The sequence below is a fragment of the Edaphovirga cremea genome (assembly GCF_003332275.1).
GTDB classification, from domain to species: Bacteria; Pseudomonadota; Gammaproteobacteria; order Enterobacterales; family Enterobacteriaceae; genus Edaphovirga; species Edaphovirga cremea.
The window spans coordinates 233918-248329 of the sequence record NZ_QOVA01000005.1 but is presented as its reverse complement, the minus strand read 5'-3'; the positions used below and the strand labels follow the sequence as shown (position 1 = coordinate 248329).

Below are 14412 nucleotides of genomic sequence, written 5' to 3'. Positions count from 1 at the left end.
CTTCTACTATCAAGTGGCATAATTTTGAAGGCTACAACTATGATATCGAAAGAAGTCAATTGACTATTCTATGCGATGAACTTGAGAAATATGGGCTCAAGTGTGTACGTCTGAAGAAAATCACCAAAGAGAAAGTGATGCGGCGCTTTGATATTGACGAAGGATCGGCAAAGACACTGATTTATAGCCTGATTTACTCTCTTGGTGACGTCAGGAAGCGTAGGAATAGCGAAGCGTTCAGCATTTTGTATGATGCTTATAGGTATGGCGTGGCAGTAGAGAAGGCGGATAGTTGGCGTGAATTCATTAGGCCAACCCAAAAGAAACTAAAACAGCTTGTTGAGATCTACATTGGGCAAGGGATTAACTGTCCGGGCCGGGGGCTGGCAATCCGCAATGCAGGTCGGCAAACATATCTGATTAATCCCAATAAGATCACTCAGGAAGATCGGCGCCGCATCCTCAGCCATGTGTTACAGGGCATTGAAAGCCACGCTACTTATCAAACTATCTTGTTGAATCCTGGTGTATGTGGTTAGAGTGAGCATGATGGACTAGTTTCTAGTGAGCCAATTGAATGGCAACACTCTTACCTGAAGTTGGTGCTCAAGCATAAAAGTAAGTTAAATCTAAGACTGAAATAAGCTTTATCAAGCACAGGGAGAACGTAGGGATTAAGTGTTTTCCTTTATTATATGTACTCTGATTTAACGAAGGGTTTTAGATATTAGAACCTGCATTTTTATATTTATGATATATCAGGGTTATGGGATTTTATTTAGAGTGTAGTGTCCATGAGATGCACGATTTGTGTAATAGTTACCATTTAACTCATATTTATCCGTTAAACATATTTTTAATAGCGCAGTGCCTTCATATGCACTGGGATTTTCTGGAGAGATATTTTTTGGCGTGTTTTTGTAGATATAATATATCATTGGCCTACCAGATACAGGATCTTTTTGTGGCTGAACAATTAGTGTTTCGGATTCTGAATCCTTAGTGATTATCTCCATACTCATATTTATAAGTGATTGTTTTATCCATGCATTTCCTTCAACTATACCGTTTTTCTCACCTTTCACCCAATTTATCTTTATTCTCCATTGTCCATTTAGATCAGGAAAAACATACTCATTTAGTGAGGGAATCTTTCTCCATATGTAACGCCATCCGCGTGAAAAAACCATCCAAAGGATTATATTAAGTATGGTTGCCAATTTCCATGATGGACTTATATAATTGATAAAACTTGTTGACTCAGGGTGAGAAAAATAACTAATAATTAACATTGTAGCGGCATAAAAAATAGATACGACTAGAATTATTATTCTAATTGGTATTATACTGATCATTTTAAATCCTCAAATAATATTTCAACCCCATCTTTAAAAATAGCCAAGCCAAAATTTTTACTAGCAATGCCGCATAAGCTCACGCCAATGATTTTAGAGCCAAATAATGCAGCTAAATACCGTCCACCAAATCCTGATTTTCTACATAACTCTATATCAGGGATTATGGGTGGGGAAAAATATTGAGAGACATGGGTTAATTGCCAATTGTTTGAGATAAAATGAAAGCCATCATGATAATCACTTTTGTGGCTTGATATAGAAGCTAAGGTTTGTGTTATGTCTGAAAAATCCATTTCTGGATTTGATTTTCTAAGTGGGAATATAGGAATGTTGGAAATGTTTTCATATAGAACAATACCAATGCCGGAGAAATCCTTATGTGAAGAATTGTAGATTCCTTTCATGATGTCTCTCAATTTTAGGGTTTCACCATTAATCATACTATCCATTTTAATTTTCACTTATAACAATCGAACAATATCATAAATTTAAGGAGCTGAACTCATCGTTGTGTCAACTCGGCATGGATAAATCCCGCCACTGGCATCCTAATCGCCCAAGGGAATCGCTTGGGATCGCTCTGTTCATATTGGTTAACTTCGACATGAGGAAGATTGCGTTTGTCGTAGAGCATCCCCAATCGTAGCGTGAGGCTTGCGGGTGCAGCGAGGAATAAAGAAATTTCAGTGATACCTTGCCGAGCTAGAGACATCACAGTATCTAGAAATTGCTGGGCGAGCTGTTGCTGCTTTGTCTCAGACCAGTGTGAGCTGGTATTGCGTCCTTCCAATTCCATTTTGATTATTGGAATACCTGTTTCGACAATACGTACATCCGCCTCAATTACATCGTATGATGCAGATATGCAAAGCGCCACTCGTTTCATAGTTGCGTTGACAGCACCCAACCCTGTAACAATGAAACGCTTGCCGTCATCTTCATCAGCAAGCACACGCCAATTACACTGCGCCCGATCCCAATCCATAATGAAAACTTGAGATTCATCATCAACAATCACACCGAGTAGAAAAAGAAATGGTACCGGTGCTAGTCCACCGAGAACAAAGGATATATTCGACCTGTCAAGCCCACCACAACGCCGAGCGATATCATCGGGCAGACTGGCAAGGCGACGTATTGCTGCGTTAGGGCTGACGATTTGACCATCCACTATCCCTTGTCGTAGATCAACTATCACCTGCTCACGCTGTCCTGGTATTGTGGACGGAACTGCTGATCCTAATGGCTGTCCTTGCCAATCTCGTAATCCTCTCGCCTCAATAACAATGATTTTCTTACGATTCTCCAGACGGATGTCGCGAATAATCAGAAATGCCCCTAACAGGACGATGAAGCAAGCAATGACAAACATGCCCCAACTTAGTGCGCCAGCACTGCCAGCCGAGTCCCAACTGAAAATAAAAGGGCCCTTAGATGTGGGTAACGTGATACCGAACGTAAGTCCCACAAAGACAACGGCAAAAAGTGGTACCCCAGCTCTTATTAGTATTACACCTGGTGACCGCCGCCTGAAGAACCAATCAATGAATGACCGTACAAAATAGTTGAACATTGTTATCTCTCCAAAATATCGACTGGTGAGGGATTAGTGCCCCGGCAAAACAGGGTGCAGGAACAGGACATCCTGCGCCACGAATGCAAGCTGACGACTAACAATACAGCGAAATCGATTCCCCTCTCCCCCTTAACCAAATCAGTCATTGAGGCAACGTCTTGAGTGCTTGGCATTACAGAAGACCGGGGATGGGAATGCCATTCCCCCAGGTAGTTAAATCGGTCATATTGATGGCCTGTCTCAAGGAAGAATGTGCGGAGAGCTTCAACATGTGCTTCTGAACTGCGCACAAAGTGAGCTTGACTGCCAGTCTGGCTATCAATCGACAAATCGACGATCCGAAAATTCCCTGGCGCGATCTGCTCTCCCATCAGTACACCACCAATTTCTCGACTACCAGCGGCCTTGAGTGCCCTTCGCAATTTGTCCTTGACGTGATTCACAATCTCAATCTGCATCGTTTGTTCCAGGGAACAGGTCGGTCAATAATTGTTTTAAGGCTTCGGAATCACCAACCTGTGCTTCCGTATTCCACCCATCGCTTGCCCCGAGGTCAATTGGTCTCGTGTCAAAGGGGGCAGTGAATAACCACCTCTCAGCCATTCCAATTAGGTAGGCGGAAAAAGGGAAAACTGTTGAATCTGGGCGGGCAAGAAGGTCAATGGCGAAGCGCGACAAATGTGCTGCAACAACGGAAACATCCGCGTCATCAGCAATCAAAGGCATCCCTGCTTCGTCAACCTCCGAGTAAGGCTGTAAGACCTCGTTTTCCGGCCACGCGACGCCCTGTTCTGCATACCAAGTTTCGATTCGCTGTCGGGCAACGAGAGGGGGCGGATCTATTCCTGGCCGTAAGCGAACGACAATACCACCGATGCCGCCGCCGAAAACCTGTGCCCAGCACATTGGTTTTTTTGCTCTCCGCGCAATTGATGCACATAGATTGAAGACCAGCGGATCGGCAGTGGCCTCTATAATCAAATCACAGCCCGCGATATACCCCATTGTCGCAGAAGTTGCGCCGCCACTCTCCTGACCACCCAAAACAGTGGTGCGACTGATAACTTCACAATCAGCACGGACTTCTTGAAGTCGGGATCTCAGGGCTTGTGACTTATGCATGCCAACCGCCCGCCAGTCGAGTTCGTTACGAACTAGATTGCCAGAGGCAAGTAAGTCTCCGTCGACAAGTACAAACTGTCTGACACCCGTTCGGGCCAAGTGCACAGCGACTTTAGACCCGACAGAACCACAGCCGATCACTGCGATTTTTGCTGCTTTAAGACGGTCATGCTCAGGATTGAGGCGCACACTATCAAGCTCAGCTAAGATCAGGTCATAGTTTAACAGCTTCCGCGAGCCTACATCCCCGTAAACCATTGAAACCAGAATGTTAACACCATCAAAAATGATGACACCCATGAAACCAGACGCTTGTAATAGCTCAGCGCATAAAGCTTCAATACTGTGGCGTTCAAGCAACGTAATAAGATCGTTGAGCGTCCGACACTCGGTTAACGCGCCTTCTGGTAAGCGGACCACCTTAGCTGCCAGTAGGTTGGCCCCGTAACCGCGTCTATTCGGTTCGACCCATATCGAAGCATCTTCGGGGCCAATACGCACAAGCTGGGCTGCAAAAACATCGGAAAAGTAATGCTGCTGAATTTGGGCATCTAGCACATGCTCCACTTCAACCTTCAACAAGCCGTCCAATACGTGTCGCGAGTAGAGGAAACGAAACGCCGCATTTCTCACTTGTTGAGCAGGAAGGATTTGATGCACTGAAGGTGCTGATTCGCCGGTTTCCTGCTCCGATGACAGCAAGCGATAAGCACTTTCAATCATCATTGCACCCGTAATTTCAGGCATCCAATTGTCGGGACGGTATTGCAAGCAGAGTTCACCTGTCGCACCATATTGATGACCTGACAAACGAACTCGATCTCTCGGAACAATCGAAGGAGCAACATCCGGGTAAAACTCTGGGTAGGTGAGCTTCAATGGAACGATCCGTTCCCCCACTTGCAGCTCAAAGTCAGCAACGAGATGCAATCCGGCTACATGCCATGCTACGCCTGTAAGCCATGGGTTTTGATCTGCCAAGTCTGAGACTGCGGCGCGCTCTAGCTGTGCACGGCTAGGCTGCTCCGCCCACCAAATCAAGCAAACCTCCTAGGCGAAGTCGGTTCCCTTGGTGTGTTCGGAAATGCCGGTGTACTGGCGGCGGCACCGATTACAGCTGTGGCAGGTTGCAGCATGGTTCTAGGAGGCGGTCCGAGACGTACAGCAGCTTTGTCTGCTACTGCCCCCATACGGGGCTGGATGATTTCGATCAAACGATGCCTCTCGACCTGGATCGCAAGTGTTTCAAAGTCCTGACGGGCCTGCCGTAGCCACTCAAAGAAAGCGGCTTCTCGTTCAGGGTGTTTCGGCCACTTATCTGCAAAATTTTCGAGGGGGTCTGAAGGATTACGGATGATGCAATGGTGCCCATCATGCTCGATAAAATGGTTCATTCGCGAAAGAATCGAGTAGAGCGCATCAGAGATCTTTTCCTCACCATTGTATGAATGAGCAGCAAGCGTCGTAATGATGATTGAAATGGGGCGTTCATCATATCGCCCTTCAAACATACCATCACGGTGGCGCTTCAAGATCATGATAGCTGATTGGAGGGGGGTCCTAATTTTGTAGTCGGGAATATCCTCTACACTAGCTTTGATTGATTCCGCCAACATCCTCCTACGCCGCTCAAACACTTCCCCCATTCGCTGCTTGAACCACTCAGCATATCCTTTAGGATTCGAGCGCTGCCAATTATCTGAAAGCTCTTGATAAACAGGTGACTCGATATCGGTGATAACCATGGCAGTCTCAGACCATTTTAGGTCCATGCCGCGAGCTTCGAGCAATAGGCGCTGCCGTGCTGCGTTAGGAATAGAGGGAACGATATCCATATGGAACTGGGCGCCGTCAGCATAATCTAGGACCCAACAGCGTCGACCTTCGCGAACAGGCTTAACCATACTCTGAGCTTTATGGTAAGCTTTAATCTCACTGCCGACGAGTGCCTTCAATTCGCGTTGAGTGAGATCCTTCGTGCCGAGGCTTTGAAGCAAACAGACAGAATCTACGTCGTATTCCTCTTCATCATTTAAAGGTCGAATCGCCGTCCCTAGTCGAAAAGACCCTTGCACATAAACCTGCGGATTGTACTCAGCGACGGTAGAATCCGAACGGTGGAGCCAGTCTCCAAGTGACACATAGCTACGGCGTGCCTGCTCGTATCGTGATTCACTGATTGCAAGCTCATCCGCTAACGCAGTGAGATAATCTTCGGCAATTTTCGTCAGCATCTTCCTATTCTCCCTAGTGTGGCCAATACTCCGTAATTAAACGATTAGAAGCGCGATACTGCATAGTTTGTCCCGTTTAACGATGTGTAGTGGTCCGCTAAATCCAGACACTCTATTGTGCTGACGGCACTCCATCGCTGCGGGCGCAGACAATTGTACACTTATTCTTGGCTATGTTATCGGGTTCTTTTGGAACCCGATATCTTTTGGGCCTTAGCCGGGTTTTGCCACTTAGTAGGTGTTTTCTTATGTGTTTCGTGTTGAGTTTGGTTACGATTCACTCAAGATAAGATTGACTGAGAAATCATTTTGTTAGCCCTCGAGAGTGCGCGTTGTATGCCTACACAATGAATTATTCCGGTAGTCGCTGGTTCTCTGGCTCTAAGTAAGAGAGGGATTCGACACATAACTTTTTCATCTAGTATCTGGTTCACTAGTGGTTTGGCTATTATCGCCTCTATTACTTGGAGCAATTTGTAATTTTTCCTATACATTTTCCAACAGTATCGCTTTACTGTGCTTTATAAACCGGGAGCGATAATCTATCGAAAACCAGTAGTGTAGTAACAAGATATAAATCAATTAGTTATCAAAATGTAGGCTAAAATATGGCATTTCCTTATTTTTCTAAAATAATCTTTAATTATCAGTGATAACATCCCAGTGCATCCTGACTCTTCGGAATGACGTTACTTCCTAACCAATAATCTCCCGCTGAAACCACTTAAACCAAACAGGCCAGGCAGCATTCACATTCTCCTGAAAAGCCTTGGGCTGGTAAGTCGCAAGAATCTTGGACGTTACCGCCTTAACACTGTGCCCCAACAGCAGATCAACAACCATCGGATCAATACCTGCCTCACCACTCATCAATGACGCGGCACTACGGCGAATATCATGAGTCGTGAAATCATTGCCAACAATCGGGCGTAAGCGTTCTGCTGAATGTGCCATCGTTGTTTCACCAATGTAGCCCCAAACAAGGCTATCGCTGTTTTTTCGAGTCCAAGACCATTCCTTTAACAACTCAATCAGCACCGCAGGAAGAGGGTAGATGCGTTCTTGCCGGGTTTTTGTTCTCGTGGCGGGCAGAGTCCAGATTTGAGCGTCCAGATCCAGCTCGGACCATGTCATCTTCGTTACTTCACTTTTCCTGGCCCCCGTGACCATCAGAAAACGCATTGCTGCATGTGATGGAGTATCGCCAAGGTTGTGCCAGAGAGTATGGTACTGTTTTGTACTCAGGCAGTTTTCACGAATTTTACCGATAACGGCAGCCACGGTTTTTCGATCATGTACTTCAGATAATTTCTGAGGAACGTATACTGGCTGCCCTGGTTGGCCTTCTATACCATGAGCTTGGAAGGCGTATAACATCATGGCACGAACAATCTGGCATGCTCTATGTGCCGCATTGGTTGGCCCCAGAGCGATGAGCCGCGAGTACACATGCTGATAGGTCAGGTTGTTAGGTGGCAGATCGTAAAGGGGTTTACAGTGCTTGTTCCAGATGGATTGCCTATTTGCTTTCGAGGCTTCTGGGCATTTTGTTTTCAACCAGTCAGTGAAGAGAGCATTCATGTCTACTGGTACACTAGCGTCTCCTCTGCCCGGAGCTATGCCTCGTTTCACTTTAGCAACTTGTAGGCAGTGCCATTGGCGAGCGTCCTCTAGAGTATTGGCAGGGAAGGTGCCTAACGTAATGTCGAACTTGCCATGAATGTATCTCCAGCTTTTGGTGATAACGCCAGAGGGGTTTCGGCGAGCGACCAGATACAAACCGGTTAGCCCGTTGTTGAACACGTTTTCCTTTTTCATGGTTTTGCTTTTTGGAACAGAGAAACGCTGAACTTCGGTTTTTGTTTTTAGCATTGGTATAATCCAGTTTTTCCTATGTACCCAAATTATACCAAAAGGCTGTTGGGATTGTTAGAGTTCTCATGAGACATGTTGATGTAGTATCTATCTGTTTTGGTATTGATTTTGTTGGTTTTTGAGACGTCTTGGTGTTTCATGAGACAACGCCAAATGACTTGATCTGGATTATGCCAGCGTAGGGAAGTCAGGTATCTCATCCGGTACCGCCTTCTTGAACGCCGGTTGGGAGCTATATGAATACTCGACCACCTCTTTACCCCCCATTTCGCGCCGCGAAATCGCTGACCCAACTCCATTCGTTGTCGCCTCTGGTGCATTGCATGACCAATGAGGTGGTGCAATCTTTTACTGCCAATATTCTGCTCGCGCTGGGTGCCTCACCCGCGATGGTCGTGGAGCCTTGTGAAGCGGCTCAATTCAGCGCGTTGGCCGATGCATTGCTGATAAATATCGGTACGCTGCATCAGGTTCGCGCCGACGCGATGCTTGCGGCCATCAACAGCGCCAATCAGGCTGGTACGCCGTGGGTTCTCGACCCCGTGGCGGTGGGCGGGCTCACTTATCGTACTGATTTTGCAAAACAGTTATTGGCGTTAAAGCCAGCGGCAATCCGCGGGAATGCGTCGGAAATCATGGCCCTCAGCGGGTTGGAGGCGATGGGGCGCGGTGTAGACAGCGCCGATGATTCGTTGACCGCACTGCCTGCGGCTCGCGAACTGGCGCAGCAGACAGCGGCTATTGTGGCGGTGACCGGGGAAGTGGATTACATCACGGACGGTAGACAGGATTGGGCCGTCACCGGTGGTGATAAACTGATGACCCGCGTGGTGGGAACCGGATGTGGGCTTTCCGCCGTGGTTGCTGCATTTTGCGCGCTGGACGGCGATCGTCTTGACCACGTTGCGAGTGCCTGTTTAATCATGTCGCAGGCAGGGAAGGTGGCCGCCGATCGGGTAGCCGGGCCGGGGAGTTTTACACCTGCTTTCCTTGATTATCTTTACACCCTGCGCGCGGAGGATTTTGCATGAAACGTATCAATGCACTGACTATCGCCGGTACAGATCCCAGCGGTGGCGCAGGGATTCAGGCCGATCTGAAGACATTTTCGGCACTGGAAGCGTATGGCACCAGCGTGATTACCGCACTGGTGGCGCAAAATACCCAGGGTGTGCAATCTGTTTATCGCATTGAGCCGGATTTTGTTGCCGCCCAACTTGATTCAGTGCTCAGTGATGTGCGTATCGACAGCGCCAAGATTGGTATGCTGGCCGAAAGCGATATTGTTGCGGCGGTCGCTGAGCGTTTGAAGCATTACCGGGTGCCGTTTGTGGTGCTGGATACGGTCATGCTGGCGAAAAGTGGCGATCCTCTGTTGGCACCGCAAGCGGTTGAGGCCATCCGCCGTGAGCTATTGCCGATGGTTTCGTTAATCACACCGAATCTTCCTGAGGCGGCAGCCCTGCTGCAATGTCGTGTGGCTGAGGATGAGGATGAAATGCGCAGGCAGGGAAGGGAACTGCTGGCGATGGGATGTCAGGCGGTGCTGATAAAAGGTGGGCATTTGAGCGACAACGAGAGCCCTGACTGGCTTTTCAGCGACGGGAAAGAGCAGCGTTTTACTGCTCCGCGCATCCATACCCGCCATACCCACGGCACCGGTTGTACCCTTTCAGCCGCGTTGGCGGCGCTGCGGCCACGGCATGCTGATTGGAGCGAGACGCTGCAAGCCGCGAAAAATTACCTGCAACGGGCGCTGGAAATGGCCGATTCCCTTGAGGTAGGGCAGGGAATTGGACCTGTACACCATTTCCATCGCTGGTGGTAAAACGCCAGAACCGAAGGGTGTGGAGGATTAGTGCGCGGCCCCCATAAGTACTGCAAGTAATTTCCTGACTGCGGCGGATCGTTCAAAACGGCGGTAGACCAGCCATAATTCGCTGGCAGGTAAAGGGTTCTCTGGCGGAATAAAGCGCACTCCCGGCAGGGCGATGAGCGAAACGGAATCCGGTACCAGTCCGATGCCCAATCCTGCCGCTGCCAGACTGACAATGGTGGCGGCATCCTGAACATGCTGACCAATTCGTGGGGTGAATCCGGCCTGGGCGCAGGCATCGCGAACCGTCTGCTCCAGCCCGATTCCAGCCGGATCGGACATCAGTAGCCAATTATCCTCGGCCAATTGCTGCATGGGCACTGCGGGCAGATCTGCCAGGGGATGATGATCTGGCATAACCAGCAGCAATGACTCACGGGCAAACAGTTTACTTTCCAGTTCGGCGGGTAAATTACCCAGAGGCGCACGCACGATCGCGATATCGAGAGTTTGCGCCGCGAGACCTGCAAACAACTCGCGCATCACCTGTGGGTACAAACTGATTTTCACGCGTGATGATTGACGATGGAACTCTCCAAGGCGTCTTGGCAGTGTGCCGTTAAGCATGGCGCTCGGGACGTGTCCGATGGCGACTGAACCCTGTTCGCCGCGTGCCGTGCGCTGTGCCTCATTGATGGCACTTTCTGCCGCATTGAGCGCCAGCCGGGCTTTCTGCTCAAAAGCTTCACCCGCCTGGGTCAGCGTTAACCGGCGATGGGCGCGAATAAACAGCCGCACATTCAACCGCTCTTCCAACGCTTTGATCTGCTGACTGAGCGCCGGTTGCGCGATACCTAAAATCTCTGCGGCGCGTCCCATGTGCAGCTCTTTTGCCAGCGTAACGAAATAGCGCAGATGCTTAAAATCCATCAAATTTCCCAGTGGCACTGATTCGGTAATAGAAACTGTCGATAATAAAAACTTATCAATAAGCCGCTAATGATGCAATTGATTGTGTAAAGCATCAGGCGGATGCTGTTGGCAATCATTTGGATTCAATGGGATCTGCCATGAAAAAATCATCAGAGACGGTCGATGTACAGGCCAGCGATATCAACGATTTACGTAGCGCGATTGCGCTATTGCAACAACATTCTGGTCAATATATTGAAACCGACCATCAGGTCGATCCTCATGCAGAGTTGGCGGGCGTCTATCGCCACATTGGTGCCGGTGGCACGGTAAAACGCCCCACACGCATTGGACCAGCGATGATGTTCAATAATATCAAGGGATACGCCGGTTCCCGGGTGCTGGTGGGCGTTCACGCCAGCCGTGAGCGCGCCGGTTTATTGCTGGGTTGTGCCCCGGAAAAACTGGCATTCCATATGGGTAACGCGGTTAAAAATCCCATTCAGCCCGTCACGGTATCGGCCGATCGTGCGCTTTGTCAGGAGCAGGTTTTCCGCGCCGACGATCCTGATTTTGATCTGCGCACACTGCTGCCTGCGCCGACCAATACCGAAATCGACGCCGGTCCTTTTTTTTGCCTCGGTCTGGTATTGGCCAGCGATCCGCAGGAGGGGCACAGCGACGTCACGATTCACCGGTTATGCGTACAGGGGCGTGACGAGCTGTCGATGTTCCTTGCGGCAGGGCGGCATATTGAGGTTTTCCGGCAGAAAGCGGAAGCGGCAGGAAAACCGCTGCCCGTCACCATCAACATGGGGCTTGATCCGGCGATTTATATTGGTGCGTGTTTCGAGGCTCCAACCACGCCTTTTGGCTTCGATGAACTTTCCGTGGCGGGCGCGCTGCGTAATCGTCCGGTAGAACTGGTCGATGCCCTCACCGTGGCACAAAAATCCATTGCCCGCGCTGAAATTGTTATTGAGGGTGAAATCCTGCCGCATGTGCGGGTTGCAGAAGATCAGCATACCCATACCGGACACGCGATGCCTGAATTCCCCGGCTACTGTGGGGACGCCAATCCTTCCCTGCCGGTAATCAAAGTCAAGGCGGTGACGATGCGCCATCATGCGATTTTGCAAACGCTGGTTGGGCCGGGTGAAGAGCACACGACGCTGGCGGGCATTCCTACCGAGGCCAGTATCTTTAACGCCGTTGAAGCCGCGATCCCCGGATTTTTGCAGAACGTGTACGCACATACCGCCGGGGGTGGTAAATTTCTGGCGGTGTTACAGGTGAAAAAACGTCAGGCGACTGACGAAGGCCGGCAGGGGCAGGCGGCCCTGATTGCGCTGGCGACCTACTATGAACTGAAGAATGTGATTCTGGTCGATGAGGATGTCGATCCCTTTGATAGCGACGACGTAATGTGGGCGATGTCGACGCGCTATCAGGGCGATGTCAGTACAACTTTTCTGCCGGGAATTCGCGGGCATCAGCTTGATCCCTCGCAAATGCCCGACTACAGTCCGTCAATTCGTGCGCGCGGTATCTCCTGCAAAACAATCTTTGACTGCACCGTCCCATACGATCTGAAGGAACGATTTGTCCGTGCGCCATTCAAGGATGTCGATCCACGCCCATTCGCCCCACAACTCTTTACTCCACAACTCTTCGAATAAATCCTCAGGAAGCAGGGTCTGCCCCGGTGATTTCTGCCGTGACGGATCCTGAGATAGCTTAAATAATTCGAGTTGCAGGGACTCAACTTCGTCTCAGCCAATTCCGGCTTGGTGCAAATCGTGCAGGTTTAACGCGCCAACCAGCTTGCCATTGACATCAACCACCGGTGCCGCACCGATGTGATGCTCATGTAGCGCTTCCAGGGCTTCACCGGCACGCCATTGCGCAGGCAGGCGGAAACCGGGGCGGGTAATGGCGTCACCGAGCGACTCTTCCAGAGTATGCCCTTTCACCAACCAACGGCGTAAATCGCCATCGGTAAATACGCCAACGACCTGACTGGCAGAATCACATACGGCAACCAGACCCAGGCCGGTGCGGCTCAGTTCCAGCATGGCATCCATTACCGTACAGTGCTGATCGACCACCGGCAGGCGATCGTCGGTACGCATCAGGTGATGCACCCGGTTTAGCAGGCGAGCGCCCAGGCTGCCGCCGGGGTGCGAACGGGCAAAATCTTCAGCGCCAAATCCGCGAGAGCGCATCAGCGCCATCGCCAGGGCGTCACCCATCATTAACGTGTTCACCGTGCTTGAGGTGGGAGCCAGTCCCATCGGACAGGCTTCGCGTTCAACGCTGATGTCCAGGACGCAGGCTGCGCCATTGGACAGCGGCGAATCTTTCCCGCCCGTGATCGCAATAACCGGAATGCCGCTTTCCGCCAGCATCGGCAGGATCATATCCAGCTCTTTGGCGCGTCCCGAATAGGAGATAAAGATCATCACATCATGCGTGCCGATCATCCCCAAATCACCATGCAACGCTTCGGCGGGGTGAACAAAGAAGGCCGGTGTGCCGGTACTGGCTAATGACGCGGCGATCTTTTTGCCAATATGACCGGATTTACCGATGCCGGAAATGACCGCTTTACCCTGACAGTTAAGCAGCAACTCGCAGGCGCGGAGGAAATTGTCGTCCAGCCGATCCAGCAAACGCCGGGCTTCGGTCAGCTCGATTTCCAGTGTTTCACGCGCGTACTCGAGTAGGGGGTTATTCATCGTCTTCTCCAACCAGTATGATTTTGATCCCTTTATCTTTAAGCGGCTGAAGATAGATTGGAAGGATGTCTTTGTCTGTGATCAGGATATCGACTGCGTCCAGGGTGCACACCACATTCGGGCTTTTGCGACCAAATTTTGAGGAGTCGACCAACAGGATGATGCGTTCGGCTGCTTTGCACATGGCCTGACTGACGCCATACACTTCATTGAAGGTTGTCACGCCGCCATTCAGATCCACGCCATCTGCGCCGATAAACAACGTATCGAAGTTGAAATGCTTGAAGGTGTCTTCCGCGAGACTGCCGTGAAAAGTGGAGGATTTTTTGCGGTAGGTTCCACCGGGCATCAGAATGGTTTGGTCGTTATTCAATTCGACCAAGGCATTGACGATATGCAGGCTGTTGGTCATTACCGTGATGTTATTGAACTGCGCCAGATGCGGAACCATTTGCAGCACCGTACTGCCGCCATCAAAAATCAGCGAGTCGCCGTCATGAATTAACGTCGCAGCCGCGCGGGCGATTTGCTGTTTTCTTGCACTGTTGATATGAGTTTTGCGATCCATGGGTTGATCGCCTTCCTCCCGATTCAGTAGCACGCCGCCGTAGGTGCGCAGTACGATGCCTTCTTCTTCGAGCAGGGTCAGATCTTTGCGGATAGTGGTGCCAGTGGTAGCAAAGTGGCTTGCCAGTTCGTCCACCGTTGTCTTGCCGTGAATATGCAGGTAATCGACAATTGCCGCCTGCCGATGTTTAGGTTTCATAACTGCTTCCATTCA

14 protein-coding genes are annotated in these 14412 nt (G+C 50.0%); 4 read left to right on the top strand and 10 right to left on the bottom strand.

Features of this window, described 5'->3' with window-relative positions; genetic code table 11:
- Positions 1 to 59 precede the first annotated feature (59 nt).
- Positions 60 to 539, top strand: coding sequence for a hypothetical protein (locus DRI82_RS09775; protein ID WP_114193302.1), 480 nt, complete (start codon positions 60 to 62; stop codon positions 537 to 539).
- Positions 540 to 764: 225 nt separating this feature from the next.
- Here the strand turns inward: DRI82_RS09775 and DRI82_RS09770 are convergent, their stop codons facing one another.
- The 7 genes from DRI82_RS09770 to DRI82_RS09740 all read right to left on the bottom strand — a co-directional run bounded on the left by DRI82_RS09770 (position 765) and on the right by DRI82_RS09740 (position 8162).
- Complete coding sequence (locus DRI82_RS09770; protein ID WP_114193301.1) at positions 765 to 1355, bottom strand: Cap15 family cyclic dinucleotide receptor domain-containing protein; 591 nt, start codon at positions 1353 to 1355, stop codon at positions 765 to 767.
- The gene (locus DRI82_RS09765; RefSeq protein ID WP_114193300.1) at positions 1352 to 1807 is read right to left on the bottom strand and encodes a hypothetical protein; all 456 of its coding nucleotides are present in this window, start codon (positions 1805 to 1807) and stop codon (positions 1352 to 1354) included. The genes DRI82_RS09770 and DRI82_RS09765 overlap by 4 nt, the downstream gene beginning before the upstream one ends.
- A gap of 53 nt (positions 1808 to 1860) precedes the next feature.
- Entirely contained in the window at positions 1861 to 2931 is a 1071-nt protein-coding gene (locus DRI82_RS09760) for an SAVED domain-containing protein (protein ID WP_114193299.1), read from the bottom strand.
- Between the two features lie 2 nt (positions 2932 to 2933).
- Entirely contained in the window at positions 2934 to 3392 is a 459-nt protein-coding gene (locus DRI82_RS09755) for a Mov34/MPN/PAD-1 family protein (RefSeq protein WP_114193298.1), read from the bottom strand.
- A complete protein-coding gene (locus tag DRI82_RS09750; RefSeq protein ID WP_245956805.1) occupies positions 3382 to 5037 on the bottom strand; it encodes a ThiF family adenylyltransferase in 1656 nt (551 codons plus the stop codon). The genes DRI82_RS09755 and DRI82_RS09750 overlap by 11 nt, the downstream gene beginning before the upstream one ends.
- 56 nt (positions 5038 to 5093) lie before the next feature.
- Positions 5094 to 6290, bottom strand: a complete 1197-nt coding sequence (locus DRI82_RS09745) for a nucleotidyltransferase domain-containing protein (RefSeq protein WP_114193296.1) — start codon at positions 6288 to 6290, stop codon at positions 5094 to 5096.
- Between the two features lie 696 nt (positions 6291 to 6986).
- Positions 6987 to 8162, bottom strand: coding sequence for a tyrosine-type recombinase/integrase (locus tag DRI82_RS09740; protein ID WP_114193295.1), 1176 nt, complete (start codon positions 8160 to 8162; stop codon positions 6987 to 6989).
- 239 nt (positions 8163 to 8401) lie between these two features.
- Here DRI82_RS09740 and thiM point away from each other — a divergent pair, with 239 nt between their 5' ends.
- Together thiM and thiD are read left to right on the top strand one after the other, a co-directional pair.
- Entirely contained in the window at positions 8402 to 9196 is a 795-nt protein-coding gene (gene thiM, locus DRI82_RS09735) for a hydroxyethylthiazole kinase (RefSeq protein ID WP_114193294.1), read from the top strand.
- A complete protein-coding gene (gene thiD, locus DRI82_RS09730; protein WP_114193293.1) occupies positions 9193 to 9993 on the top strand; it encodes a bifunctional hydroxymethylpyrimidine kinase/phosphomethylpyrimidine kinase in 801 nt (266 codons plus the stop codon). Before thiM ends, thiD begins: the two co-directional genes overlap by 4 nt.
- A 27-nt stretch (positions 9994 to 10020) precedes the next feature.
- Here the strand turns inward: thiD and DRI82_RS09725 are convergent, their stop codons facing one another.
- Positions 10021 to 10911 carry a LysR substrate-binding domain-containing protein gene (locus DRI82_RS09725; RefSeq protein WP_114193292.1) on the bottom strand — a complete coding sequence of 297 codons (891 nt, stop codon included), beginning with the start codon at positions 10909 to 10911 and terminating at the stop codon, positions 10021 to 10023.
- Between the two features lie 140 nt (positions 10912 to 11051).
- Between DRI82_RS09725 and DRI82_RS09720 the strand changes: the two genes are divergently transcribed.
- On the top strand, positions 11052 to 12572 hold the full coding sequence (locus DRI82_RS09720; protein WP_114193291.1) for a UbiD family decarboxylase: 1521 nt from the start codon (positions 11052 to 11054) through the stop codon (positions 12570 to 12572).
- A 93-nt stretch (positions 12573 to 12665) separates the two neighbouring features.
- On the opposite strand, the gene gutQ is transcribed toward DRI82_RS09720, so the two are convergent.
- Both gutQ and srlR read right to left on the bottom strand, forming a co-directional pair.
- Entirely contained in the window at positions 12666 to 13631 is a 966-nt protein-coding gene (gutQ, locus tag DRI82_RS09715) for an arabinose-5-phosphate isomerase GutQ (protein ID WP_114193290.1), read from the bottom strand.
- Positions 13624 to 14397, bottom strand: a complete 774-nt coding sequence (gene srlR / locus DRI82_RS09710) for a glucitol operon DNA-binding transcriptional repressor SrlR (RefSeq protein WP_114193289.1) — start codon at positions 14395 to 14397, stop codon at positions 13624 to 13626. The genes gutQ and srlR overlap by 8 nt, the downstream gene beginning before the upstream one ends.
- Positions 14398 to 14412 lie beyond the last annotated feature (15 nt).

Coding starts and splice junctions, on each gene's coding strand:
- DRI82_RS09770 (WP_114193301.1), bottom strand. CDS start 1,355: ATGATCAGTATAATACCAATTAGAATAATAATTCTAGTCGTATCTATT.
- DRI82_RS09765 (WP_114193300.1), bottom strand. CDS start 1,807: ATGGATAGTATGATTAATGGTGAAACCCTAAAATTGAGAGACATCATG.
- DRI82_RS09760 (WP_114193299.1), bottom strand. CDS start 2,931: ATGTTCAACTATTTTGTACGGTCATTCATTGATTGGTTCTTCAGGCGG.
- DRI82_RS09755 (WP_114193298.1), bottom strand. CDS start 3,392: ATGCAGATTGAGATTGTGAATCACGTCAAGGACAAATTGCGAAGGGCA.
- DRI82_RS09745 (WP_114193296.1), bottom strand. CDS start 6,290: ATGCTGACGAAAATTGCCGAAGATTATCTCACTGCGTTAGCGGATGAG.
- DRI82_RS09740 (WP_114193295.1), bottom strand. CDS start 8,162: ATGCTAAAAACAAAAACCGAAGTTCAGCGTTTCTCTGTTCCAAAAAGC.
- thiM (WP_114193294.1), top strand. CDS start 8,402: ATGAATACTCGACCACCTCTTTACCCCCCATTTCGCGCCGCGAAATCG.
- thiD (WP_114193293.1), top strand. CDS start 9,193: ATGAAACGTATCAATGCACTGACTATCGCCGGTACAGATCCCAGCGGT.
- DRI82_RS09725 (WP_114193292.1), bottom strand. CDS start 10,911: ATGGATTTTAAGCATCTGCGCTATTTCGTTACGCTGGCAAAAGAGCTG.
- DRI82_RS09720 (WP_114193291.1), top strand. CDS start 11,052: ATGAAAAAATCATCAGAGACGGTCGATGTACAGGCCAGCGATATCAAC.
- gutQ (WP_114193290.1), bottom strand. CDS start 13,631: ATGAATAACCCCCTACTCGAGTACGCGCGTGAAACACTGGAAATCGAG.
- srlR (WP_114193289.1), bottom strand. CDS start 14,397: ATGAAACCTAAACATCGGCAGGCGGCAATTGTCGATTACCTGCATATT.